This is a genomic window from Bacillus sp. NPDC077027, from assembly GCF_050269555.1.
Classification (GTDB): domain Bacteria; phylum Bacillota; class Bacilli; order Bacillales; family Bacillaceae; genus Bacillus.
On sequence record NZ_JBNNIO010000005.1, the window covers coordinates 59,329 to 84,331 of the forward strand.

Annotated in this window: 26 protein-coding genes, 1 riboswitch and 1 other annotated feature; of the genes, 18 read left to right on the plus strand and 8 right to left on the minus strand. The window is 41.2% G+C overall.

What is annotated here, in order from left to right:
* Window positions 1-29 precede the first annotated feature (29 nt).
* The 3 genes from ACQKEZ_RS16210 to ACQKEZ_RS16220 all read left to right on the plus strand — a co-directional run bounded on the left by ACQKEZ_RS16210 (window position 30) and on the right by ACQKEZ_RS16220 (window position 2,261).
* Window positions 30-1,157 carry an MBL fold metallo-hydrolase gene (locus ACQKEZ_RS16210; protein WP_427302534.1) on the plus strand — a complete coding sequence of 376 codons (1,128 nt, stop codon included), beginning with the start codon at window positions 30-32 and terminating at the stop codon, window positions 1,155-1,157.
* Between the two features lie 38 nt (window positions 1,158-1,195).
* Entirely contained in the window at window positions 1,196-1,423 is a 228-nt protein-coding gene (locus tag ACQKEZ_RS16215; RefSeq protein ID WP_427302536.1) for a sulfurtransferase TusA family protein, read from the plus strand.
* Window positions 1,424-1,484: 61 nt separating this feature from the next.
* On the plus strand, window positions 1,485-2,261 hold the full coding sequence (locus ACQKEZ_RS16220; RefSeq protein ID WP_427302538.1) for a sulfite exporter TauE/SafE family protein: 777 nt from the start codon (window positions 1,485-1,487) through the stop codon (window positions 2,259-2,261).
* Window positions 2,262-2,303: 42 nt separating this feature from the next.
* Here the strand turns inward: ACQKEZ_RS16220 and ACQKEZ_RS16225 are convergent, their stop codons facing one another.
* The 3 genes from ACQKEZ_RS16225 to ACQKEZ_RS16235 all read right to left on the minus strand — a co-directional run bounded on the left by ACQKEZ_RS16225 (window position 2,304) and on the right by ACQKEZ_RS16235 (window position 4,760).
* Complete coding sequence (locus tag ACQKEZ_RS16225; RefSeq protein WP_427302540.1) at window positions 2,304-2,480, minus strand: hypothetical protein; 177 nt, start codon at window positions 2,478-2,480, stop codon at window positions 2,304-2,306.
* A gap of 155 nt (window positions 2,481-2,635) precedes the next feature.
* The gene (gene proS, locus ACQKEZ_RS16230; RefSeq protein ID WP_427302541.1) at window positions 2,636-4,069 is read right to left on the minus strand and encodes a proline--tRNA ligase; all 1,434 of its coding nucleotides are present in this window, start codon (window positions 4,067-4,069) and stop codon (window positions 2,636-2,638) included.
* A 44-nt stretch (window positions 4,070-4,113) separates the two neighbouring features.
* Window positions 4,114-4,308: a binding site (T-box leader), on the minus strand.
* Window positions 4,309-4,361: 53 nt separating this feature from the next.
* The gene (locus ACQKEZ_RS16235; RefSeq protein WP_427302543.1) at window positions 4,362-4,760 is read right to left on the minus strand and encodes a VOC family protein; all 399 of its coding nucleotides are present in this window, start codon (window positions 4,758-4,760) and stop codon (window positions 4,362-4,364) included.
* A gap of 139 nt (window positions 4,761-4,899) precedes the next feature.
* Window positions 4,900-4,999: riboswitch (purine riboswitch) on the plus strand.
* Between the two features lie 79 nt (window positions 5,000-5,078).
* Here ACQKEZ_RS16235 and ACQKEZ_RS16240 point away from each other — a divergent pair.
* Complete coding sequence (locus ACQKEZ_RS16240; protein ID WP_427302544.1) at window positions 5,079-6,239, plus strand: MFS transporter; 1,161 nt, start codon at window positions 5,079-5,081, stop codon at window positions 6,237-6,239.
* A 342-nt stretch (window positions 6,240-6,581) separates the two neighbouring features.
* Window positions 6,582-6,857, plus strand: a complete 276-nt coding sequence (locus ACQKEZ_RS16245) for a DUF4288 domain-containing protein (protein WP_427302546.1) — start codon at window positions 6,582-6,584, stop codon at window positions 6,855-6,857.
* 7 nt (window positions 6,858-6,864) lie between these two features.
* On the opposite strand, the gene ACQKEZ_RS16250 is transcribed toward ACQKEZ_RS16245, so the two are convergent.
* Window positions 6,865-7,242, minus strand: a complete 378-nt coding sequence (locus ACQKEZ_RS16250; RefSeq protein ID WP_427302754.1) for a hotdog domain-containing protein — start codon at window positions 7,240-7,242, stop codon at window positions 6,865-6,867.
* Between the two features lie 171 nt (window positions 7,243-7,413).
* Here ACQKEZ_RS16250 and ACQKEZ_RS16255 point away from each other — a divergent pair, with 171 nt between their 5' ends.
* From ACQKEZ_RS16255 to ACQKEZ_RS16285, 7 genes are all read left to right on the plus strand, one after another.
* The gene (locus tag ACQKEZ_RS16255; protein WP_427302548.1) at window positions 7,414-8,775 is read left to right on the plus strand and encodes a PepSY-associated TM helix domain-containing protein; all 1,362 of its coding nucleotides are present in this window, start codon (window positions 7,414-7,416) and stop codon (window positions 8,773-8,775) included.
* A gap of 16 nt (window positions 8,776-8,791) precedes the next feature.
* Window positions 8,792-9,256 carry a FixH family protein gene (locus ACQKEZ_RS16260; protein WP_427302550.1) on the plus strand — a complete coding sequence of 155 codons (465 nt, stop codon included), beginning with the start codon at window positions 8,792-8,794 and terminating at the stop codon, window positions 9,254-9,256.
* 286 nt (window positions 9,257-9,542) lie between these two features.
* Window positions 9,543-9,941, plus strand: a complete 399-nt coding sequence (locus ACQKEZ_RS16265; RefSeq protein WP_427302551.1) for a RidA family protein — start codon at window positions 9,543-9,545, stop codon at window positions 9,939-9,941.
* Window positions 9,942-10,079: 138 nt separating this feature from the next.
* Window positions 10,080-10,538, plus strand: coding sequence for a MarR family transcriptional regulator (locus ACQKEZ_RS16270; RefSeq protein WP_427302553.1), 459 nt, complete (start codon window positions 10,080-10,082; stop codon window positions 10,536-10,538).
* 159 nt (window positions 10,539-10,697) lie between these two features.
* The gene (locus ACQKEZ_RS16275; protein ID WP_427302555.1) at window positions 10,698-10,916 is read left to right on the plus strand and encodes a hypothetical protein; all 219 of its coding nucleotides are present in this window, start codon (window positions 10,698-10,700) and stop codon (window positions 10,914-10,916) included.
* 54 nt (window positions 10,917-10,970) lie between these two features.
* Window positions 10,971-11,447, plus strand: coding sequence for a DUF523 domain-containing protein (locus ACQKEZ_RS16280; RefSeq protein ID WP_427302557.1), 477 nt, complete (start codon window positions 10,971-10,973; stop codon window positions 11,445-11,447).
* Window positions 11,448-11,506: 59 nt separating this feature from the next.
* Complete coding sequence (locus ACQKEZ_RS16285; protein ID WP_427302559.1) at window positions 11,507-12,334, plus strand: aldo/keto reductase; 828 nt, start codon at window positions 11,507-11,509, stop codon at window positions 12,332-12,334.
* A 66-nt stretch (window positions 12,335-12,400) separates the two neighbouring features.
* Here the strand turns inward: ACQKEZ_RS16285 and ACQKEZ_RS16290 are convergent, their stop codons facing one another.
* Window positions 12,401-13,483 carry an iron-containing alcohol dehydrogenase family protein gene (locus ACQKEZ_RS16290; protein ID WP_427302560.1) on the minus strand — a complete coding sequence of 361 codons (1,083 nt, stop codon included), beginning with the start codon at window positions 13,481-13,483 and terminating at the stop codon, window positions 12,401-12,403.
* A 225-nt stretch (window positions 13,484-13,708) separates the two neighbouring features.
* Here ACQKEZ_RS16290 and ACQKEZ_RS16295 point away from each other — a divergent pair, with 225 nt between their 5' ends.
* The 3 genes from ACQKEZ_RS16295 to ACQKEZ_RS16305 all read left to right on the plus strand — a co-directional run bounded on the left by ACQKEZ_RS16295 (window position 13,709) and on the right by ACQKEZ_RS16305 (window position 17,110).
* Complete coding sequence (locus ACQKEZ_RS16295) at window positions 13,709-14,677, plus strand: rhodanese-related sulfurtransferase (RefSeq protein ID WP_427302562.1); 969 nt, start codon at window positions 13,709-13,711, stop codon at window positions 14,675-14,677.
* 81 nt (window positions 14,678-14,758) lie between these two features.
* Window positions 14,759-15,205 carry a hypothetical protein gene (locus tag ACQKEZ_RS16300; RefSeq protein ID WP_427302563.1) on the plus strand — a complete coding sequence of 149 codons (447 nt, stop codon included), beginning with the start codon at window positions 14,759-14,761 and terminating at the stop codon, window positions 15,203-15,205.
* Between the two features lie 285 nt (window positions 15,206-15,490).
* Complete coding sequence (locus ACQKEZ_RS16305; RefSeq protein WP_427302565.1) at window positions 15,491-17,110, plus strand: APC family permease; 1,620 nt, start codon at window positions 15,491-15,493, stop codon at window positions 17,108-17,110.
* Window positions 17,111-17,144: 34 nt separating this feature from the next.
* Here the strand turns inward: ACQKEZ_RS16305 and ACQKEZ_RS16310 are convergent, their stop codons facing one another.
* Window positions 17,145-17,348, minus strand: a complete 204-nt coding sequence (locus ACQKEZ_RS16310; RefSeq protein ID WP_427302566.1) for a hypothetical protein — start codon at window positions 17,346-17,348, stop codon at window positions 17,145-17,147.
* Window positions 17,349-17,540: 192 nt separating this feature from the next.
* On the opposite strand from ACQKEZ_RS16310, the gene licT reads away from it, so the two are divergent.
* The 3 genes from licT to ACQKEZ_RS16325 all read left to right on the plus strand — a co-directional run bounded on the left by licT (window position 17,541) and on the right by ACQKEZ_RS16325 (window position 21,920).
* The gene (gene licT / locus ACQKEZ_RS16315) at window positions 17,541-18,377 is read left to right on the plus strand and encodes a BglG family transcription antiterminator LicT (RefSeq protein WP_427302567.1); all 837 of its coding nucleotides are present in this window, start codon (window positions 17,541-17,543) and stop codon (window positions 18,375-18,377) included.
* A 237-nt stretch (window positions 18,378-18,614) separates the two neighbouring features.
* Window positions 18,615-20,471: a beta-glucoside-specific PTS transporter subunit IIABC gene (locus tag ACQKEZ_RS16320; RefSeq protein ID WP_427302568.1), complete on the plus strand. Its 1,857-nt coding sequence runs from the start codon at window positions 18,615-18,617 to the stop codon at window positions 20,469-20,471.
* A gap of 21 nt (window positions 20,472-20,492) precedes the next feature.
* A complete protein-coding gene (locus ACQKEZ_RS16325) occupies window positions 20,493-21,920 on the plus strand; it encodes a glycoside hydrolase family 1 protein (protein WP_427302570.1) in 1,428 nt (475 codons plus the stop codon).
* A 276-nt stretch (window positions 21,921-22,196) separates the two neighbouring features.
* Here the strand turns inward: ACQKEZ_RS16325 and ACQKEZ_RS16330 are convergent, their stop codons facing one another.
* The gene (locus ACQKEZ_RS16330; RefSeq protein WP_427302572.1) at window positions 22,197-24,119 is read right to left on the minus strand and encodes a BglG family transcription antiterminator; all 1,923 of its coding nucleotides are present in this window, start codon (window positions 24,117-24,119) and stop codon (window positions 22,197-22,199) included.
* The gene (locus ACQKEZ_RS16335) at window positions 24,116-25,000 is read right to left on the minus strand and encodes an ROK family protein (RefSeq protein ID WP_427302574.1); all 885 of its coding nucleotides are present in this window, start codon (window positions 24,998-25,000) and stop codon (window positions 24,116-24,118) included. Before ACQKEZ_RS16335 ends, ACQKEZ_RS16330 begins: the two co-directional genes overlap by 4 nt.
* Window positions 25,001-25,003: the final 3 nt, after the last annotated feature.

Consider the following 25,003-nt stretch of genomic DNA (forward strand, 5'->3'; position numbering starts at 1 on the left):
GACGTAAGAGTAAATAGGAGGGTGAAAAAATGACTATACAGGCCATGTCTGCGAAAGACGTCACACAAAAAGTATTGCATCAAGAGCCTCTCTTTATTCTTGATGTACGAAATGAAGCGGATTTTCATGATTGGAAAATAGAAGGACATTCTTTTCAGCATTTGAATGTTCCTTATTTTGAGCTATTGGATGGGATTGAAGGCATATTAGATCAAATTCCATCTGATCTTGAGCTTTTGGTGGTGTGTGCAAAGGAAGGTTCATCCATCATGGTGGCTGAGATGCTTGCAGAAGCAGGTCTGACAGCCAGATATTTAAGTGGCGGCATGAAAGCATGGAGTGAACATTTAGAGCCAGTTAAAGTCGGTGACTTAAAAGAAGGTGGTGAGGTGTATCAGTTCGTGCGTATTGGCAAAGGGTGCTTGTCATATATGATGATCTCAGGTGGAGAAGCGGCGATCTTTGATGCGTCACGTATGACGGATGTGTATCTTCATTTTGCTAAGGAAAAGGGAGCGGCTATTACTCATGTGTTTGATACACATCTTCATGCTGATCATATTTCTGGTGGGCGAGAAATTGCTGGAAAAACAAAAGCTACCTACTGGTTACCGCCAAAAGATGCAGAGGAAGTCGTCTTTGATTATCAGCCACTAGAAGAAGGAAAGCGTATCGCCATTGGCGACACAAACATTTTGATACAGCCAATTTATTCACCAGGTCATACGATTGGGTCCACGTCCTTTATCATTGATGCGCAGTATCTTCTGACAGGAGATATTTTATTCATTGATTCAATTGGAAGACCTGATTTAGCGGGCATGGCGGAGAATTGGGTTGGAGATTTGCGCACAACACTTTATGAGCGATATCAAGAGATTTCACAGGATTTGCTTGTGTTACCAGCGCATTTTATGGTGATTGATGAATTGAATGAAGATGGAAGTGTCAGAAAAAATTTAGGGAAATTAATAGAGGAAAATCACGGACTGAATATCGAGAGTGAAGCGGAATTTACAAAGATTGTGACTGAACAATTGCCACCGCAGCCAAACGCTTATCAAGAGATTCGCCATACCAACATGGGGAAAATGACCCCTGATGAAGAGAAGCAGCGTGAAATGGAAATTGGTCCTAACCGTTGTGCAGTTCGATAAAAAAGATCATTTAACGAAAAGAAAGAGGAGAGATGAACGTGAAATCTGATAAACTATTAGATGTAAAAGGATTGGCATGTCCAATGCCAATTGTTCGAACAAAGAAAGCAATGACTGAACTGACATCAGGTCAAATTTTAGAGATACATGTGACTGATAAAGGAGCTAAACGAGATTTAGTTGCTTGGGCAAAGTCGGGCGGTCATGATCTGCTTGAGCATGTAGAAGAAGAGGCTGTGCTGAAATTCTGGATGAAAAAAGGTTAATGGGTGTGAAGGGTATCTTCTGATATGATACCCTCTTGCCTTTGCAAAGGAGGTAACCAATATGGATATGGCATTTATCATCACATTATTGATCATCGGTTTTATTGGTTCCTTTCTATCAGGGATGGTTGGTATCGGGGGTTCTGTGATTAACTATCCTATGCTTTTGTACATCCCGCCGTTAGTAGGAGTGATGTCGCTTTCAGCGCATGAGGTTTCAGGTGTTGGGGCAATTCAAGTATTGTTTGCGACACTTGGCGGTGTTTGGGCTTACCGAAAGAGCGGGTTTTTAAATCATTCTTTAATCCTTTATATGGGGAGCAGTGTTCTCATTGGGAGTTTATTGGGTAGTTACATGTCCGACCTTATTCCTGAGGAGGGCATCAATTTCATCTATGGCATTCTAGCGATTATTGCAGTGATCCTCATGATGATTTCTAAAAAAGGACGTGAGCTTGAAATAGATGAGGAAGTGTCATTCAATAAAGGATTGGCTACTTCGCTTGCTTTTATCATTGGCGGTTTATCAGGTATTTTAGGGGCAGGTGGTGCTTTTATCCTTGTACCGATCATGTTGTCAGTTTTGAAGATACCTGTTCGCGTGACAATTGCTTCGTCACTTGCGATTACCTTTCTCTCTTCCATTGGCGCAACGGTAGGAAAGGTTGCGACAGGACAGGTGCTTTTTGTGCCTGCACTTGTTTTGATCATTGCGAGTTTAATCGCTGCCCCTTTAGGTGCAAAGGTTGGGCAAAAAATCAATGCGACAATCTTGCAGTGGGCGCTAGCGATCATTATTTCGGTGACAGCTATAAAGATTTGGTTAGAGCTTCTATAAGAGTTAAGACCAACAGCTTTTTTTAACATCGTTGGTCTTTTTTTATTTGACTTCATCTTGTTCTATATATGTCTCAAGTGCTGGATGATATTCTTTTTGGTAGTGGCGATTTGGACAGGTTTTAATGATTTTCCCTTGTAGCGCATTGGATCGTGTAACGTCTAATGTTTTTTCGCATTTAGGACAACGTTCGGCAAATAAAAAATGCCATAACTTCATTAGCAATCACCTCATGTTCAAAGGATTAAAAACCTATTATTTTAATGTGAATTATAGGTTATTTGATGTGTGAGGTCAATGAATAATTGGTTTTTATTTGCACGAAATTCATGAAAAAGGAAGCACGACGATGTGTGCTTCCTTTTTCAATGTTGTTAATAAGCCCTTGCCCAAAATACCATGTCTGACGCTGGCTTACCACAGCATACACAGGTGTCATGTAGTGTTTCTTGATCAAATGGAATACAGCGTGATGTAGCACCCGTTTTGTCTTTGATCTCATCCTCACATGCCTGGTCGCCACACCACATGGCTTTGATCAAACCGTTTTCTTTTTCTAAGGTTTGCTCCATGTCTTTTAGTGTATGGGCGATCCATGTTTTTTCTTTGAGTCGCTGACTGGCTTTTTCATAAAGTGTTTGTTGGATGTCCTTGAGGCATGTACTTATGGTTGCTTCAAGTTCCTCAAATAAGACAGCTTGTTTTTCGCCGGTGTCTCGTCTAACGAGCATGACCTGCCCTTTTTCCATATCCTTTGGTCCGACTTCAACACGTAGAGGAATTCCTTGCATTTCACATTCATTAAATTTCCATCCTGGCTGTTTATCACTTGCATCAATGTCCACGCGAACAGTGGAGGTAAGTCGATCTTTTATATCATAGGCGTGGTCGAGTACCCCTTCTTTATGTGTAGCAATTGGGACAATCATGACTTGTGTTGGTGCGATATTTGGCGGGAGGACAAGGCCTCTGTTATCACCGTGAACCATGATCATGGCACCGATAATTCTTGTTGTGAATCCCCATGATGTTTGCTTGACGTGCTCGCGTTTTCCTTCTCGATTGAGAAATTCAATGCCGAATGCTTGAGCAAACCCATCTCCAAAGTAATGAGAGGTGGCCGTTTGTAGTGCCTTTCCGTCATGCATCAGGCTTTCAACAGTGTAGGTGAATCTTGCGCCTGCAAATTTCTCCTTCTCTGTTTTTCTTCCTTTGATAACTGGAATGGCTAATAACTCCTCACAAATAGAGGCATACACATTGAGCATTTTTTCTGTTTCTTCGATGGCTTCTTGTTCAGTTTCGTGGCAAGTGTGTCCTTCCTGCCATAAGAATTCAAGTGTTCTTAGGAATGGTCGCGTCGTTTTTTCCCATCTGACGACATTAGACCACTGGTTGTATAGCTTTGGTAAATCCCGATAGGAGTGAATGATGTTTTTGTAATGCTCGGCAAATAGCACTTCAGAGGTTGGTCTGACGCACAACCGTTCATGCAATTTTGATTCACCACCATGTGTGACCCAAGCAACTTCTGGTGCAAAACCTTCAATGTGATCTTTCTCTTTTTGTAACAAGCTTTCAGGAATGAAGAGTGGCATATACACATTTTCATGTCCTGTTTCTTTGATTTGGCGATCAAGTTCATCTCGGATGTTTTCCCAGATTTTATAGCCGTACGGCTGGATGATCATACTTCCTCTTACACTTGAATAATCAACAAGTCTTGCTTTTGTGACCACATCTGTATACCACTGGGTAAAATCATCTTCCATGCTGGTGATTTTTTCAACAAATTGCTTCTTTGACATAATCCCTTTCCTCCTTTTCATTAGACAAAAAAGCTGTGCTTTAATTTAGGGACCATTCCTGGTGGTACCACCCTAATTTAAAGCACAGCTTTACACTTGAACATGATAACGGTATGCACCGCTGTATAATCAGAACTCATAGGCAGGTTCACTCGGGAGATTTCAATAGGAACTTCTCAACATCCGTTCCCTCTCTGTAAAAGCTCATCCCAGCTACTTTTCCTAATCTGCGTTAATTGATTCATGAAATTTTCAATTAGTTTACATGTAAAATGAATGAAAATCAAGTTTCTTAAGAAGGTGCGACCAATTCGACTTTGATTCTGTCTGGGTCTTCAAAGTAAAGGGCGTAGTGCTCTTTTCCACCTGCAAAGGGATGCCTGTCTTCATAAAGGGTGGAAATTCCTTTTTTCTTGAGCTTAGCTGTCATATCATCAACTTCTTGTCTTGATTCTGCATGAAAGGCTAAGTGATTCAAACCAACACGACATCTGTGATAAGGGGGATTGATGTTATGCTGCTCAGCCTGTACAAAGACTAGGTAGGTATCTTTTAATTTCCAACTTTGTCCTTTTTCCCATGTTTGGTATGGGTGATAGCCTAGTTGCTTTAAAAACCATCCCCAAAATTCAGAGGATTTTTCTAAGTCAGATACGTAAAGCTCGATATGGTGAATGAGTCCTTTTGTCAACGAATGTCCACTCCTTCTAGGGTTCAATGTATCACACACATGATGTTATCAGAGGTGTGTATTGGCTACAAAAGGTTTTTCTGTTTTTTAGAAAAGATGAAGAATACTAGCTTGCCAGTTATGTACCGTTATGCTAAGATAACTGATGAAAAAATAGACTTGTATAACCTCAATAATATGGTTTGAGGGTTTCTACCAGGATCCGATAAATCCTGATTACAAAAGTGTGCTTTCATTTTTTGTAATCAGGGTTTTTTTATTTGTCTTTAACCTCCTGTACAAAAGTGAAAGCAAACATGTACAGAAGGGATGATAGACATGAATTGGAGAGTATATATATTGGCTGTTTCTACATTTGCTGTAGGACTGGTGGAACTAGTGGTGGGCGGTATTTTACCAAGCCTTGCAGAGGATCTTCACATTTCTCTTGCAACTGCTGGTCAGCTTATTACTGTTTTTGCGATCGCGTACGCCATCTCAGCGCCTGTTCTTTTGTCGTTGACAGCAAAAATAGAGAGAAAACGGCTGTATTTGATATCACTGTTTGTATTTACAATTGGGAATGTATTGACGTATTTTAGTTCAACGTTTTTACTCGTGATGATTTCTCGGGTACTCATTGCAATGAGTACGGCTCTCGTTGTTGTGCTGTCACTGACAATCACAGCAAAAATGGTAGAGCCGAAGCATCGTGCCAAGGCACTCGGATTAATCTTTATCGGGATCAGTTCTTCTTTGGTGCTCGGCGTGCCAATCGGTATTTTTGTAACAGAGGCCTTTGGATGGCGGTTTATGTTTTTAGGGATCAGTGTATTAGCAGCGATTTCGATGATTCTTATTTATTTCTCATTAGACCGCATGCCTGTAGAGAGAGTAACACCGCTGAAAGAGCAGATTCGTTCATTAGGTCATCCGAAAATTTTCAGTGCACACTTGATTAGTTTGTTTATGCTTGCAGGCCATTATATGCTTTATTCTTATTTCACACCGTTTCTAATGGAAGTGCTGCATATGACACCATTTTGGATTAGTATTTGCTACTTGGTATTCGGTCTTGCGTCTATCGGAGGAAATGGTCTTGGCGGCTGGCTAAGCGACCGAATGGGCTCAGGCAAGGCGATATTATTGGTTACGTCTGCCTTTGCGATTGTGATGTTTATCATTCCTTATACAGCTGGTGTGTTCGTTTTGTTTATGATCATGGTTGTGTTATGGGGGGCGCTAAGCTGGGCCTTGACACCGGCACTGCAAAGTTATTTGATCCAAACGGACCCCGTCACTTCTGATATTCAACAAAGCTTAAATACATCTGCATTACAAATTGGGATTTCCATTGGTTCTGCTGTAGGCGGCGCAGTTTTTTCAATGACAGGTTCATCAGTGGATTTAGCGAAATTCGGCGCGGTGTTTGTGCTGATTGCTGTCAGCTGTACTGTGATCTCGCTGAAAAGGCCACCACTTTATATAGAGAGTAAATAAGAGAGGGCTACCTGCGATGGGTAGCTCTTTTTTCGTATTCCTTGATAATGGATGAATGCTGGCATGTAACTTGCATTTTATTAGGGTAGAGCATGAGAGGGAGGTATGTTTATGTAGTTTTGCCAGTGAACTCTACAATTAGATTCATCTGTGTGCTTTTCTAAAAGAAATTGTTGAATTTAGTTAAATGAACACAGGTGATTATCAAAAAGGCATTGCGGAGATGGGGGTATACACTTTCCTATTAGTAACGTATGATTTTCATGTCAGTTAGCCAAGAACGTATCTGATTCATTTAATAAATCAACTCCAATTAACATGGAATGAAGTATTCTATAGAGTTTGTACTCTGTCTTCAATAAATGGGGGCAAGTAAAAACAGAAAACCCCGATGATATTAGCAAAATCATTCATGAGTATTTTAAAGAGGACACTTATGAAAATGCAGAAGGTGGATTGACAACTAAAAAAGTCGTCGCTATTTTAGATATATTTGAGCTAGTAGATCATTTAGAAAAAGAGTCATTGCATTTAGGTGAAGTGTATAGCCGTTTTCTCATATTTGACGAAGAAACTACGGCAGAAGAAGTCATCAAAAAACACTCTTTAGATAAGTGAACGAAAGCTATTTTTTTAGAATAACCCCTTTACTTTTTCCTATAATGACATCTTCCCCGTATTGATTGTGATAGGTGGAGAATAAATCTATACAGTGATAACGCTCCTGCTCTTCAACTGTAGTAACGCTCATGTTGCATGTGATGGTATCACCAGTATAAACAGGTCGGATAAAGGTACATGTCATTTCTTTACCGATAAAATTGAAATCTCCACCGAGTTTTGTTGCAAGACTTGCGGTTAAGAAGCCGTGAACCATGAGTCTTCCTTTTTCATCTGGAATCGTATGTTGTTCTCCTTGATCTCCGGTCAGATCTCCAAACTTGAATACATCCTCATGGGTAAATGTTCTTTTTGCTTGAAATTTGTCTCCTTGTTGAATCATCATGTGTCATCTCCTTTTTTTTACTGTAGCAAAACAATGAATGAATGTACATTCATTTGCGGATTTGTATTGTTCAGGCTTACTTCACAATTATGATCACTGTCTGCTTGTTTGGGTCTGTCTATCTCAGTAATCTGATAAGAGGAGATATTTTAGAGGAGGAATGGGAAATTGAAGAAGACCGAAAAGAAGAAACGATTAAAGGGAGGGGCATCCTTCTATCAAATCGCTTGGCGTTGGCACTTTTATGCGGGTCTGTTCTTTATGCCGTTACTCGTACTACTTGCGATAACAGGTGCGATTTATTTATTTAAGCCTCAGATTGAGCAATCAATGTATGATAAGCAATATCGTGTTACAGCAGAAGGCGAGAAAATATCCGCAACAAGGCAAATAGATGCTGTTTTGGAAGTATATCCTGAGTCAGAAGCTGTCAGGTATCGTCCGGGTGAATCTAAGGAGCGTTCTGCTGAAGTCGGAATCAGTGAGAGCGGAACAACATATACGGCTTATGTGAATCCTTATTCTGGGCAAGTCATGGGGAGAATGAAGGACGAAGCAAAATTGATGAATCGGGTAGAAGAGATTCATGGTGAATTGATGGCAGGTACCATTGGTGATCGCATCATTGAGCTAACCGCTTGTTGGGGGATTGTGCTGATTGTGACAGGAATCTATTTATGGTGGCCATCTATACCAAAGCGATTTGGCGGTGTGGTCATTCCTCGATTTTCAAAAGGGAAAAAGCTGTTATTGCGAGACTTACATGCTGTTCCAGCCTTTTGGATTTCTGCCGGTATGTTGTTTTTGATTCTAACGGGCCTACCTTGGTCTGGTCTATGGGGGGAATCGTTTCAAAAGATCATGACGAACACAGGAGAGGGCTATCCGCCGTCTATTTGGGTAGGAGATGCACCTGTGTCTCAGTTGAAAACAGAGGATGTGGCTGATGTGCCATGGGCTGCTGAACAACTAGATGTGCCAACGTCTAATCAATCAACCTTTCTGAAACTATCCATTGATGATGTGGTAAAGATTGCAGAGGGGCAAAGGATTCATCCAGCTTATGATATTTATATCCCTCAAAAGGCAGACGGGGTGTATACACTATCTGTATTCCCGCCAAAAGCGAAGGATGAGGCAACCATGCATATTGATCAATACACCGGAGTGATTTTAGCTGATTATCGCTATGATCACTATGGATGGATTGGTAAAACCATTGCACTTGGGATTACGCTTCATAAAGGAACTGAATTTGGATTGTTCAATCAGCTTGCAGGTTTACTCATTTGTCTTGGCATAGTAGGGGTTGTGGTCAGCGGTTTTCTGCTTTGGCTCAAGCGGAAACCAAACGGCTCACTAGGTGCACCGAAGGCACCTTCCAAAGGAAGAATGAAGTGGTTTCTTTTATTGCTGATTGGATTAGGTATTTTATTCCCGCTTGTCGGCGTTTCACTGATCATTGTTTTACTTGTGGATATTTTGCTCATTCAGAGAATACCAAGGCTAAAGGCGTTTTTAGGTGCATAGTGGGAAAGGAGAATGAATGATGATAAAGAAAGTAGGTGCACTAGGTTTCTTGGTGTTATTGTTAACAGCCTGTCAACTTCATCCGAATACAGAGGATCTTTACGAAAAATCAAGGCCAATTCAAGTAGATACAAAGATTCCTAGCAACATCGCTCTTGAAAAGGAGCAAACACTCCGCTTTATTTTAAAAGAAGATGGTAAGCCTGTGACAGACGGTGCGGATATCACAGTGTACCTTTGGAGATTTCAAGATGAGAGAAAGTCGATTTCAATGAAAGCAGCTCATCAAGGCAATGGTACGTATGCGGTCAAATATACGTTTTCTCAGGATGGGCTCTATGATATTAAAGTAGATGTGCGTATAGGGGATCAGCATTTGATGCCAACGAAGAGAGTGGCGATTGGTGAGTTGACGAGTGAAGAGAAGTTGGCACTAGAAGACAAAACGAGGGAAAAGAAAGAGACACATTCCCATCATTAGTGGTGATGAAGTCGTTCAATCGGCATCGGTTGCTAGATGTGGATGAGTACTGTGTTCTCGTTTGTTAAATTAGACATTTAGCATGAGCTATGGTATTTTTAATGAAAATTATTTCGCCAGTATAAAGAGGGGAGTGTCTCAGTCATGAAGAAAAAAATACTTTTATTTCTATCTATGGGCTATGGATACTCTACTGCTGTTTTCTTTGATTCATCAAGAAATTGGTGAAGTCTGTCTTCATGGAGTAGAAAGCAAGCAGTAAAATTTTTGATGGCGAGGTAATGACATGAACGGAAAAATTACAAGAAAAAACCCTGATTCTATGCCCAAACCTGTTGGGAACTACACTCATATGACAAGGGTTCCAAAAGAAGCTGATTTATTTGTCACATCAGGTCAAATTGGAGTTGATATGGATGGTCATATTCCATCCAACTTCAACGATCAAGTAAAAAACACTTTTATCAATATCAAAAAAGTGCTCGACTCGGAAGAACTGAACGAAGAACATATTATAAAAGTGAACATATGGGCTACAGAAGAAATAGACTGGGATTATTTGTACGCGAAGTGGGAAGAGCTGTTTGGCAATGATTATCCGGCGATGACGATAGCATATATCTCTCAATTAGGGTTGCCCGACTTAAAAATTGAAATAGAACTATGGTGTGCTAAAGTTGAATAAAATCTTGTTCATAAAAACCAGAGATGACTACGTGTCTCTGGTTTTTATTTTTGCTGTGGGCGGACTTTTCTTTTGACTCGGGTAGAGATTATTAGTAACATTTTATTAACCAGTTAATAGAGATGGGTGGGGGTTCAGGTGGAGACAAAAGAACAACATGTATTAAAGGCGATTCAAGATTTAATTTTGCAAAGAGAGAAAAGACGAAACGACCCAACAGATCCACTCATTACGACGGAGGATACATTGAAACAGGAATGGACGCTGACCCAGCTCCATATTTTATCGATCATTCAAGCGCATCCAGAAGAATCAAACAATACATTTTTATCTCAGCAGCTTAGGCTTTCAAAGCCAGCCATTACGAAAGCGGTCAAGAAGTTGATTGAGAGTGACGTGATTGATTATAGTCATCGAAACGGAGATAAAAAATCGGTGTACTATTCTCTGACCGAACAAGGGAAGGAACTAGCTGTATTACATGATCATCTCCATGCAAGAGCAGTGGAATCCTATTTAGATCTCCTGCATCAATTCAGTGCGAATGAGCTCGATGTCATTGAACGATTTTTACGTGCATGGAAGGAAAAACTATAAAACTATAGGGTAGCATGTCATTTAGACTGTAAACAAACGCCAATAGCCAATGCGATTGTTTACAGTTTTTTTAACGTAATATGGTAAAATGTTTATATATTAACAACTTGGTAATGAATTATGGCTATCTATAGTGAACGGAGTAAAGGGGTTTTCGATATGGACGAAAAAATGAGAGAGAATATAAGGAAATATGTGAAGTGGCTACCGGTAACCGGGTTTATCAGCAGTCTGATCTTATTTGCCTTCTTTTTTGGCGTAGTGGGTGTGGAGAAGGAGGATATTTGGCTAGCGGTTTTATATTGCGCGTTACCTTTTATCTCGTGCAGTGTCTTTGCCATTCCTTTAAGGTTTGCCATGAAAAAAATTGATTATTAAAATTTGTTTCTGCTGAAAAGAGGGTAAAATGGTGGTAGAAACGGGGGGAGCACCATGATATTAGTCAGTTCTTGTCTTGCTGGGTTGAAGGTACGCTATAACGGCAGTCACCGGCTAGATCAGCGGATTAAGCAGCTCGTTGATGAAGGAAAAGTAATCACCGTTTGCCCTGAGCTTCTAGGCGGCTTCTCTACACCAAGACCCCCAGCGGAGATTGTTGGAGGGGATGGAGCGGATGTGTTAGCAGGTAAGGCACAGGTCATGGATACGTATGGAACGGACGTAACGGATATGTACGTCAAGGGGGCGTATGAAACGTTCAAACAGGTAAAAGCGTTTTCGGCAAAGGCTGTTGTTTTAAAGGAATTCAGTCCTTCTTGTGGAAGTCAGATGATTTATGATGGGACCTTTACCGGAGAAGTGTTGTCAGGGGATGGGGTCACTTCTGCATTGTTAAAACAAAACGGTGTAGAGGTCATATCAGAGGAACAGCTCACTGAAGAGTGGATTCATTCTCGCATTTCTGCATGATTAAAGGAAAAAAGGGTAAAGTGCATGCGTAGCAAAAAAAGAAGCGGGGGGTTTGTTGGATGAGTGGATTAGGGGATACCGTCACATTAGCAAATGGAGTAAAAATGCCCAAGCTTGGCTTTGGTGTATGGCAGGTAAAGGACGGGGACGAGGTTGTACGTGTAGTTAATGAAGCGCTTGAAGCTGGTTATCGCAGTATTGATACCGCGGCGTCCTATCAAAATGAAGAAGGCGTAGGACAAGCCGTCAAACAATCAGGCATTCCTCGAGAGGATCTTTTTATCACAACAAAGGTAAGAAATCCCGATCAAGGCTATGAATCAACGCTTGAAGCCTTTGAAACAAGTATGAACAAGCTCGGTCTTGATGTGCTAAATCTTTATTTAATTCATTGGCCTGTTGAAGGCAAATATAAAGAGACATGGAAGGCACTCGAAAAGCTTTATCGAGATGGTCGTGTGCGTGCAATTGGCGTGTGTAACTTCCATCAGCATCATTTAGAGGATTTATTGGCAGATGCAGAGATTGCGCCGATGGTGAATCAAATTGAACTTCACCCTAAACTGACGCAGGAGCCTTTGAGAGAATATTGCAAGGAGAAAGGCATTCATGTAGAGGCATGGTCACCACTTGGCAATGGACAGCTACTCAATCACCCAGTGCTTCAAGACATTGCAAAGAAGCATGGTAAATCAGTGGCACAGGTGATTCTACGTTGGGACTTGCAACATGATCTGATCACCATTCCAAAGTCTGTCACAAAGAGCCGTATTATTGAAAATACACAGATCTTTGACTTTTCACTATCGACACAGGATATGAGCGTGATTGATCAGTTAAATGAAGACGAACGTACTGGACCAGATCCAGACAACTTTGACTTTTAATTGCAAGAGAAAGCACAGGCAATGCTTCGCCTGTGCTTTTTCATTTGCTTATATAGAGAGGATAGGTCAAACCGTTTCTGAAAGATCATATTGCTCTATTGTTTGAATAGCTTCTACAATGTCATCAGCTGAGTAGCTGCCAATTAAGCAAAATGTCTCCTGCGGGTTTGCTGCATGCTTTGCCACAATATGTGCTGCCTCGATAGGGCGAGTGGAAATGCCGAGTTCACGTAATGATGTAGGTAAACCAAGCGCTTCATATAAAGGAATGAGCTCATCTACTTCCGCTAGTCTCTTTTCTACTGCCAGTTGAACGAGGATACCATAAGCGACTTTTTGACCGTGAAGAACATGATGTGTTTCTTCAATAAACGTAAGTCCATTATGAATAGCATGTGCTCCTGCCATTCGCCCGTATTTCCCGCCATATCCACCGACAGTACTTGCCAATGCAATGATGGTGTCAGTGACATTAGCAAATGCCTGAGAGGGCTTACCCGTTTCTATACTTTTGACGGCTTCTTTACTACCTGATAAAAGAATGTCTCGAACATATACGGATTGCTTTAAGGCCGCATGCACCATCAACGGCAAGGTCTCTTGTGTGTTGCGAATGATCGCTTCTGCTTCATACCATTTGGCCAATGTATCACCAATTCCACTTTGAAAATAGGTGAGTGGTGATGAGAGCAAAAAGGTGTGATCAATAAAGGTGATGTAGCTTGATCGTTTATGATAGTCGACACGAATAAAATTCCCCTGATCATCATAAATCACGCTAAGTGGTGTTGATGCAGCGCATGTCCCAGCAACTGTTGGCACCATGATCACTTCTACATCGAGTGCGTCTGCCACTGATTTGGCGGTGTCTAGTATGGTGCCTCCACCAATTCCGATAATCAAGTCTGCGTCAAGTAACTCATCTGCCATGCGAGCAATGGCGTTTGCTGAACTATAGCCTGTATGCTGAACAACCTGCCAACTGTCAGGGAGTTTTGTATAACGGGAGAAAGCTTCAAATGACTTGATGCCAGTAATGACAGCAGGTCGTTTAAACGATTGTGTAAAATCAGCAATCTTTTGATAAATACCATTTTGTGAAATGAATTGGTTAGGGCCACTTCTGACAATATCCTCTGGTTGTATCATTGTATGTAACTCCTTTGTTTTATGATATTGTGATGATCATCTCATTTTTAAGAAAGTTCTGTCAACTTTCCTTACAGGTCATGAGAACTATTTTTTATGTAAAATGAAAATATACACCTTGATATTTTTTGAAATTGCGCTTCTCGCATTGCCTTTAAGTACCTATTTCCTGTATGATATAGAATGGTATGTTTTATTAATTCTATGAACAGGGTGTTTATATATATGGAAAAACAATATAGAGTATTACTTTACTATCAATATGTACCGATTGAAGATCCAGAAACGTTTACAGCAGAGCATCTTGCGTTTTGTAAGGAGCTTGGTTTACTAGGACGTATTCTTGTGTCATCTGAAGGGATAAATGGAACAGTCTCAGGCACGATTGAACAGACGGACAAGTACATGCAGGCGTTAAAAGAAGACCCACGCTTTGCATCCATGCCGATTAAAATTGATGAAGCCGACGGTCATGCCTTTAAAAAAATGCATGTGCGTCACCGTCACGAACTTGTGAACCTCAGTCTTGAGGACGATGTTAATCCGTTAGAATTAACGGGGAATCATTTAAGCCCAGTTGAATTTTATCATCAAATGCAATCACCTGATACGGTTGTGATTGATGCTCGTAATGATTATGAATTTGATATCGGTCACTTTAGAGGAGCGGTTCGTCCGGATATCGAGACATTCCGTGAGCTACCAGATTGGATTCGTGAGAACAAAGAGATTCTAGAGGGAAAAAAAATCCTCACATACTGCACAGGTGGTGTACGCTGTGAGAAATTCTCAGGTTGGTTAAAACGCGAAGGCTTCGAGGATGTGTCTCAGCTTGATGGTGGAATCGTCACTTACGGAAAAGATCCAGAAGTACAAGGGAAACTATGGGATGGTCAATGCTATGTCTTTGATAACCGTATTACTGTGCCAGTGAACCAAACAGAACATGTCGTCGTTGGTAAGGACTTCTTCACAGGTGAGCCGAGTGAACGCTATGTCAACTGTGCGAATCCGGCATGTAATCGTAAAATTATTGCAACAGAGGAAAGCGAGCATAAATATATGCGTAGTTGTAGTCATGAATGCCGTACAAGCGAGCGCAATCTTTACGTTAAACAGCATAATATGTCTGAAGAAGAAGTACAGGCGAGATTAGCAGTGATTGAAAACGAGCATACAGTTTCAAAAGGATAAATGGGTACTCCCTTTTATCCTTTTTTTGTTGTAACGTTTCATCAGGAGATGTGACTAACTTATAGATAGGAGGGGGCATATATGAATAAATGGCGTATTTATTTGCTGATTGCATGTCTTTTTTCTTTACTTTGTGGCTGTACACAAGAAAAAGAATATACGATTCCACCTTCTGGAATGATGGAAGTAGAAGGGGAGACATATAAAATAAAAGTTGGCAATTACCGTTTGGCATACAAAAAGGGAAGTATGTCAGTGTTTGAAGGTACGGATGCAGCGAGCCCTAATCAAATAGAGGAAACGTTAGAAACAATCGCTGTGCCAAAAGGGTCCGTCCTCAAGATTCATATTCCAAATAACCCGAAGCTTTCTATATCACTATGGAAAGATGATAAATCTGGCAAAGCAAAAAAGCTAAAAAACAACTTGTGGGAAGCATCGACAGCAACTGGTCGGTTCATATATGAAATCAAAGCATCTTGGTGGTATGGGGAGGGTTCTTATCCCTTTGTAGTTGAAGTCAATTAGCTTGAGCACTTTTTCAAAAGAAGAGGGATCGCCTCTTCTTTTTTTCATGTGGTTTTGTTTTTTTCAGAAAAAGGGTAAAGGTAGTCAATCGGCCTAATAGTTTGTTGGTTCGTTGCATAGCGCTTTCTTCTCAAATGAGTACGTTCGACTATTTCAGAAAAGAAATTTTTAAGAGATAATATAACAGGCGAAAAAACTAAATAAAGGTAAAGATTCTGTTATGGAATTATTTTTTAGTTTAATTGAAAAGAAGCTTTGCAATTTAATTGGAAGGTGTTATTTGACATGAATCATTTGCATCGTAGAATGGGAACTTTCGCTTTATTGATGGTAGGACTGGGTTCAATCATTGGTTCTGGATGGCTTTTTGGCGCTTGGCGGGCAGCACAAATTGCTGGGCCTGCAGCCATTTTATCCTGGTTGATTGGGATGGTTGTGATTTTATTTATTGCTTTGTCTTATAGTGAACTCGGATCGATGTTCCCAGAAGCAGGCGGAATGGTAAAATATACGCAATATTCACATGGCTCTTTTATTGGTTTTATTGCTGCATGGGCAAACTGGATTGCGATTGTATCCGTTATTCCTGTTGAGGCTGTTGCTTCGGTTCAATATATGAGCTCTTGGCCCTGGGATTGGGCGAAGTGGACAAGCCATTTGGTGACAAAGGGTGTACTGACTACTGAAGGTCTACTCGTGGCAAGTGTGCTACTTGTCGTTTATTTTCTCTTAAACTATTGGACTGTTGGGTTGTTTTCAAAGGCAAATTCATTGATCACGATTTTTAAAATCATCATACCGGGATTGACGATCGGTGCGCTTTTATTTGTTGGCTTTCATGGTGGTAATTTCACATCTGGTAACAGTATTGCACCGAATGGCTGGGCAAGTGTATTGACGGCTGTAGCAACATCAGGTATTGTTTTTGCATTTAATGGATTCCAAAGTCCGATTAATATGGCGGGGGAAGCGAAGAATCCAGGGCGTTCGATTCCGATTGCCATTGTCGGATCGATCCTCATTGCGACCGTCATTTATGTTTTGTTGCAGATTGCCTTTATTGGTGCGGTTGATCCATCAATGATTGTGAATGGATGGAGTCACTTAAACTTTAATTCTCCGTTTGCCGATTTGGCGATTGCGCTAGGGATCAACTGGCTCGTCATTATTTTGTATGCAGATGCTTTTGTTTCTCCGTCGGGAACAGGTATTACGTATACAGCAACAACGTCTCGTATGATTTATGGAATGGAGAAGAATAAATACTTACCGAGTGTACTTGGTCGTTTGCACCCGATATATGGAGTGCCACGTCAGGCGATGTTCTTCAACCTGGCAGTTTCTTTTATATTTCTGTATTTATTCAGAGGATGGGGCGTTTTAGCCGAAATTATTTCTGTGGCTACCCTCATTTCATATTTGACAGGGCCAGTGACAGTCATGACGCTAAGAAAAACAGGTGCGGATTTATATCGTCCTTTAAAATTGAAGGGATTAAGTATCATTGCGCCACTCGGCTTCGTTTTCGCTTCTTTGACCCTATATTGGGCAAGATGGCCATTAACAGGACAAGTTCTTTTTATTATTCTGATTGGTCTACCGATCTATTTTTACTATCAGGCAAAAGCTAAGTGGAAAGGATTTGGGCGTAGCTTTAAAGCAGGGGCTTGGATGGTTGTCTATCTCCTAGTGATGATGACGATTTCCTGTCTTGGCAGTGAAAAATTTGGCGGATATAATGTGATTCATTATGGATGGGATATGGGATTGATTGTTGTGGTGGCACTTTTATTCTATATGTGGGCACTGAAAAGCGGCTATCAAACAGAGTTTTTAGAGGATGCAAGAAAAATCAATGATGAGCTACGTGATGCACAAAAAGAAGTAGCATCAGCGAAGGAATAAAGCGGAGGCTGCCTAAGAAAATCTTGGGCAGCCTTTATGATGATGACGTCATTTGGGCAAGCTGTTGCTTTAGCCATTTCGTTACTCCGTTTAGCACAGAAGCGGTGATCAGAGAAATGATTAAAAGCCGCCAAATTTGATGAAAACCTTGTCCACTGAGGATAAAAACGGTGCCAAGAAAAACGAGCGTCAAACTGAGCATGATTAAGAATGTTTTAGACCAAAAGAATTTTTTCATTTCCGCGCCTCCTTGATGCATTATATGCACAAGCAGAGGATGCAAGACTGGTGAAAAAGTAGGTAGATTGTTTCTGTAAATTGTTCAGTTCTGTTTCAAAAGTCAGATATAAATATGCAAGTATTTTGACAGTTGTGTTAAGATGAGAGCAGATTTTGAACATGCTGTTGGCAAGAGTGGAGGTGTTTGGATGTGCGCATTCAAAAGGTACTAAACAATAATGTCATTAGTGTCCTCGATGAACTAGGAAAAGAAATTGTCGTCATGGGCAGAGGAATTGCTTTTCAAAAAAGACAGGGAGATCCAGTGGATGAAGCATTGATTGATAAGGTGTTTCGCTTAGAGGATCATTCGGTTCATGAGCGGATGAAGCTACTGCTTCAAGAGGTTCCTTACGATGTTGTGAAGGTGACAGAGGAAATCATTGAACATGCGAGCAGTAAGCTAGATCGAAAGCTCAATGAAAGCCTGCATGTGTCGTTAGCAGACCATATCCAATATGCGATTGAACGATTCAAGAAAAATTATCTGATCGAGAATTCCCTCATTTGGGAAATTAAACGGTTATATAAAGATGAATTCCAAGTGGCAAAGGACTGCCTTGAGATGGTTCATGAAAGACTTCATGTCGCGCTTCCAGAAGATGAAGCAGGCTTTATTGCGATGCATATTATCAATGCAGAACTGAATGAAAATATGACAACAACGATCAATATTACAAAGGAAGTCAACGCCATTCTCACGATTGTCAAATATCACCTCAATCTGGAGTTTGACGAGGATTCCCTCAACTATTATCGCTTTCTGACGCATTTACGATTCTTTGTCCAACGCCTGATCAATGAAACGCTGCTTGTCAGTGAAGATCATGATTTATATCACCTGATTAAAATCAAATATCCAAAGGCGTATGAATGTGCAAAGAAAATTGCTGAATATGTCTATCAGACGTATCATAGAGACCTTACATCTGAGGAAATGCTCTATTTATCCATTCACTTGAATCGACTCATCAAAAGAGAAAATTAAATATTATTTATTTAGAAAGCGTTGACATAAAAAAAATAGAGTGGTACTATTTGCTCATAAACATAAAAGAATACGTTTTCACAATGATCGTCTTAGAGGATTGTGACTGTTCGGCAGGCAAAACCTAAACGTTCACTGAAAAAATACGCAATAGCAATTGCGATTATTTTTGGTGTCCGTTTGGGTTTTTATTTTGTCTAAAATCGTATTTTTTTTGAAAAGAAGGGGGTTTTTTACATGAGTTATCGTCAATTAGCAGAAGATATTATCAAACATATTGGCACAGAGAAGAATGTACACTCGCTTGTCCATTGTGCAACAAGGCTTCGTTTCACGTTAAATGACAGATCGAAAGCGGACAAGGCTGCCATCGAGAAATTAAATGGTGTTGTCACCGTTATGGAAAGTGGCGGTCAGTTCCAAGTCGTGATAGGAAATACCGTACCAGAAGTGTATAAGGAGATCGGTGAATTCACGAATCTATTAAATGATTCCAATCAGTCATCTGATCGTCCATCTGAACAAAGCACAAGCCTATTTGGGAAATTCGTTGATATCGTTTCAGGTATATTTACACCACTACTTGGCGTCATGGCGGGTGCCGGTATTTTAAAGGGTCTTTTAGGCATTTGTATTAATGCAAAATGGCTGACACCAGAGGATACGACGTATCAAATTTTATTTGCTGCATCCGATAGTTTATTTTACTTCCTGCCATTGCTATTGGCGTTCACCTCTGCAAGGAAATTTAAGGCGAATCCATTTGTCGCTGTTACCATTGCGGGTGCACTCATTTACCCTTCAATTCAGGAGTTAGCAAAAGGCGGGGGAGATGTCTCATTCTTTGGCATACCTGTTGTCTTAATGTCTTATACATCCACAGTCATTCCGATTATTCTTGCAGTGTTTGTAATGAGTTATATCGAACGATTCTTTAACAAAGTCATTCACGAAAGTGTGAAAAACTTTATTACACCGCTTATTTTGCTAGTGACCATCGTGCCCCTTACATTAATTATTTTCGGTCCATTTGGCGTATATGCAGGGAATGGAATTGCAGCTGTCATTTTAAAGGTCTTCTCCTTTAGCCCAACGCTTGCCGGTGCTTTAATTGCGATGGCATGGCAAATTCTTGTCATCTTCGGTATCCACTGGGGACTTGTGCCGGTCATTTTAAACAATATTGCGGTACATGGTAAGGATCATATTAAGCCTGCGACGGCTCCTGCTGTATTTTCACAAGCTGGTGCGTCAATTGGTGTTATGCTCAAAACGAAAAATAAGAAACTGAAAACACTTGCTGGGTCTACAGCAGTTTCTGCTGTGTTTGGTATTACAGAACCTGCTGTGTATGGGGTTACACTTCGCTTGAAAAAACCGTTCATTGCAGCAGTCATTTCTGCGGGAGTCGGTGGCGCGATTATCGGTTATTCACAGAGTGTTGCGATTGCGTCCGGCTTACCAAGTTTATTGACCCTTCCTATCTTCTACGGACAAGGATTTACCGGCTTTTTAATTGGGATTTCAGTCTCATTCGTATTGTCTATTGTGTTAACGTACTTGATTGGATTTAAAGATCCAGTTGATGAAGACGAGGCTCCAGCACCTGTTGTGCCAAAGGCAGAGAATGAACATGGTGTGAAGGCAGAGCATATCAAAAGCCCGTTAAAGGGTGAGGTTGTGAAGCTAGAAGAAGTAGAGGATAAGGCTTTCTCATCTGGTGCTCTTGGACAAGGTGCGGCCATTATACCAACTGAAGGAAAGCTGTTTGCCCCTGTTACAGGAGAGGTCACAACCGTATTCCCAACAGGTCACGCTTACGGTTTGACATCAGAGAGTGGAGCGGAAATTCTGATTCACATTGGACTTGATACTGTACAGCTAGGCGGTCAACATTTCACTCCGAAAGTCGTGCAAGGCCAAAAGGTAGTAGAAGGAGAATTGCTTGCTGAATTTGATATAGAAGCGATCCAAAATGAAGGTCTGCTCATCACGACGCCTGTCATTATTACAAACTCAGATCAGTTTAGCGATATAATAGAGACAGAAGAAAAACAAACAAAACCAGGGCAATCTTTTTTACACTTACTCTAAACGGTTGAGGAGGAAAAATAAATGAAATATTCAACATTGGCACCATTTCCTAAGGATTTCTTATGGGGTGGATCTACATCCGCCTATCAAGTAGAGGGTGCATGGAATGAGGATGGAAAAGGACCTTCTGTCATTGATATGAGAGAGAGCTATCCTGAAGGTACAACAGATTTTAAAGTGGCAAGTGATCATTATCATCGCTACAAAGAAGATGTGAAGCTCTTTGCGGAAATAGGCTTGAAAACATATCGTTTTTCCATTGCGTGGACACGTATCATTCCAGATGGTGATGGGGAAATCAATCAAAAAGGCATCGACTTCTATCATTCTCTCATTGACGAACTTAATCACTATGGCATTGAACCGATTGTGACGATGTATCATTTTGACCTGCCTCATGCACTGCAAACAAAAGGTGGCTGGTCAAACCGCGCGACTGTTGATGCATTCGAGCGTTATGCTGAGATTTTATTCAAAGAGTATGGGCAGAAGGTGAAATATTGGCTTACCATTAATGAACAAAATATGATGATTCTGCATGGATCAGCGCTAGGAACCCTCGATCCTAATTTAGAAAACCCGAAAAAGGAACTGTATCAGCAAAATCATCATATGCTCGTAGCTCAAGCGAAGGCAATGAGCCTTTGTCATCGTCTGCTACCTGAGGCGAAGATTGGTCCTGCACCAAATATCGCTTTAATCTATCCATCGACATCAAAACCAGAGGATATTCTTGCGGCGGCTAACTACAATGCCATTCGCAACTGGCTGTATCTTGATATGGCGGTATATGGTCGTTACAACAACTTGGCATGGGCTTATATGAAGGAAAAAGGTATTCTTCCTGTGATTGAAGACGGTGATATGGACATTCTCGAAAGTGCGAAACCTGATTTTATCGCTTTTAACTACTACACATCTCAAACAGTAGAGGCAAGTAAGGGCGATGGAACGGATGAATTTGCGCGTGGGGGAGACCAGCATTTGAAATCAGGGGAAGAGGGCGTTTACAAAGGTGGAAACAACCCTTACCTCAGCAAAAATGCCTTTGGATGGGAAATTGATCCTGTCGGCTTCCGCTCAACACTGCGTGAAATTTATGACCGCTATCAGCTTCCACTGATTGTAACGGAAAACGGTCTAGGTGCGTTTGATCAGCTTGAGGAAAACGGAACAATCAACGATGATTATCGTATTGACTATTTAGAGCAACATATCAAGCAAATTAGATGGGCTATTACAGACGGTGTAGAGGTCTTCGGTTATTCTCCGTGGTCTGCCATCGACTTAATTAGTACACATCAAGGATGCTCAAAGAGATACGGGTTTATCTATGTGCACCGTGATGAATTTGACTTGAAAGACCTCCGCAGAATCCGTAAAAAAAGCTCTTACTGGTATGAAGAGCTTATCAAGCAAAATGGCGCAAATTTAGTGGATGAAGAATAGACAAGCAAGCACCTTCAGTGAGGGTGCTTTTTTGCATGTAATATCCATTAATGACGTGTATATTTTAATGGGAGGAGCTCTTGGATTGTTGTTTTGACCAAATTCCCATCTATTTCTACAATGATATAACAGTCAGGTGCATAGTCAGAGATCAATTCTCTGCACATCCGACAAGGACTGACTACACGAATACGCGATCTGCTTCACTAGAATACGGATGCCTAACAGATAAAATAGCCTAAAAAGAGTGACTGCCCCGCCACTCTTTTAACCATTCTATTCTTGGAAAAAACGATCTATTAACTCATCAAAGTTTTCAGCGTGCATCAGTGTGTTGATTCGATCTGGGTCATCTAGAAGGTCCACTGCCTGTTCAAAGAATTGGTTCATTAAGGTGGCATCTTCCTTTTGGATGGCTAATAGGAAAATTAATGAAGCCTGTTCACCTTCCCAGTTTATCGGTTGTTTTAAGCGAGCGATTGCCACACAGGATGCGCCTTCGTTTGTGACAAGGGGATGTGGCATGGCAATGCCTTTCCCTAGATAGGTAGAGGACATCCGTTCCCGCTCGAACACAGATGAACGAAAGGTTGGAGACACAAGTTTTTGTTCTTCTAGTAAGGTACATAAAGCATTCAATGCCTCTTCTTTAGTTGTTAGATGGGCATCAAGTAAGGTAGTTGTTTCTCTGAAAAAAGCCATGAGTTCTTGTGTGGGCATACCATGTCCATTTAATGTCTGAATGACTTGGTTGACACGCTGTACATCGTGTTTTTCAAAAAAGGCATTCACTTGAACGATTGGTTTGCCTTTTGGTTCGAGTGGAACAGTCGTAATGATCAAATCACATGGCAATGTCGCATGAAACAAATAATCCTGATATGAAAAAAGCTCTACAATGTCTAATTCATGATGAAAAGCTGATTTTAGCTTAATTTCAAGCAGTCTTGCTGTACCAAGCCCTGATCCACAGACGATAATGGCACGCTTTTTTTGTGATGCTTCTAGCTGACTTCTTTCTAAAGATGCAGCTAAGTGAAGTGCGATATATGCTGCTTCATCTTCATTTGGCGTTCGCTTTAAGTGTAATGCATTCAAACCGCTCACCGCCAAATCAAAAGGGTATGGGTAGGATGTTTTGATTTCTTGCAGAAGTGGATTCTGCAAAGAAATGCCGTAACGAATGCGATTTAACAATGGCTTCATATGAAGCGATAAGTCTTTACGCAACATGTCATCTTCAGAAAATCGGTGACCACTTATTGTTTCCAAGTGATGAAGAAATGCTGAAATCGCTTCTTGTACTTCTTCTGTTGCTGGGTGCTCATCGGTCTTTTTCCATGTCTGATTTGCTAATAAATGCATTAGTAAGTAGTCTGTTTCGTCCTCTGACAAGATGACATCAAAGATTTCGCACACCTGTTGTGTGATTTTCTTGGCAATGCGTGTCAGCTCAGGGGGCCGATTCGTTGGTTTACTACTGGCGGTTGTTCGTTTTCCCGCTCTTGTTTGCTGGATGGCAATCGCTAAATGGATGACCAAATTTTTCAGAGCAATGTCCTTAATTAACAAGGATTCCTGATAAAGATTGGTCAGAACAATGGAGCGAATGGTCTCTAGTGAAATGTCCTGGAAGTGAAGCTGTTCCCGCTCTGTGATGTCTGACAAAGCGGGCTCTTCTTCAAGTAACAAATCAGCATAGCAAGTCCGCTTTTGCAGTTCGTCACCTGCTACTTTCATGCCAAATCCCGGTTTTGTGACAAGTGACATGCCGTAGCGTGATAAAATATCTCTGCCTTTCTTTAAATCACTGCTGACAGTCATTCGGCTAATGAACAACTCTTCTGCTAATTGATCAATTTTTAAATAATCTGATTGTAGCAGGAGTTTTCTTAGGATAAAGCGGACACGTTCCTCCGGCATGACTGGTACGAGTGATCGTGCAGGGAGTTTTTGTTGATGGAGCCAAAGTAGAAATGTATCCTGATCCCCTGTTAACAACGTATAGCCCTTGCCGCGAATGGTTTTAATCATTGCACCTGTTTGTGTTAATAATTCATTTGCTTCTTTAATTAAATTGCGAATAGAGCGGTCAGATAGATGGAAAGAGGCAGTCAATTCCTCTAGCTTCACGAACCCTTTGGTCTCGAAAAGTCGTTGGATGAGTTGATAGGTTCGAGTATCTGCCGTCATCATCATTGTGCAGCTCCTTTTGTATGAAGGGCTTCAGATCCCAAGGCGATGGCGCCCATTAAGCCTGAAAGGCCCTCAAAGGAAGGTCGTGTCACAATCTCTTTTAATGGCTTTGGTAGGTGTAAGTAACCGCCGAGTCGTTTCTCCGTTTCTTCATGTATGAGTGGTAATAAAGCTGGCTGTTTCATGACTCCCCCGCCGAAGATGATTCGCTCTGGTGAAAGGGTGAGGATGAGATTAGCAGCCAATTGGCCTAGATAATAGGCAGTGAGTGACCAAGCAGGATGGTCTTCAGGTAGATTTTGTGCAAGGGTATGATAGCGCCCTTCTAGAGCTGGACCTGATGCAAGTCCTTCTAAACAATCAAGATGTGACTGACAGCATCCGCCGAAATCGTCATAAGGGTGGCGTTGTACAGTGACATGCCCCATTTCTGGATGGAGCATACCGTGGACAAGGCGATTCTCAACATAAGCGCCTCCGCCAATTCCAGTGCCAACGGTCAAATAAACCAAAGATGCAGGTTGATCTGTCTCAGTTGAAAAACGGGCTTCTCCAAGTGCAGCACAGTTTACATCTGTATCGAGCTTCATCGGAATACCCAGTTTTTGTTCGAGCGTTTTCAGTAAATTGAACTGTCTCCATGCTACTTTTGGTGTTTCTAAAATGGTGCCATAGCTTGGGCTATCTTCCTTTACATCAACTGGACCGAATGCCCCGATGCCAAGTGCATCAACACGATGCTCAGTAAAATATTCAATCAACTTTTGGCATGTTTCAACGGGGTTTCCTGTTGGAAAGGAAGTCATGTGTTCAATGGTTCCGTCTGATGTTCCATAGCCGCAGACAAATTTTGTACCGCCTGCTTCGATGCCTCCAATTCGCATGAT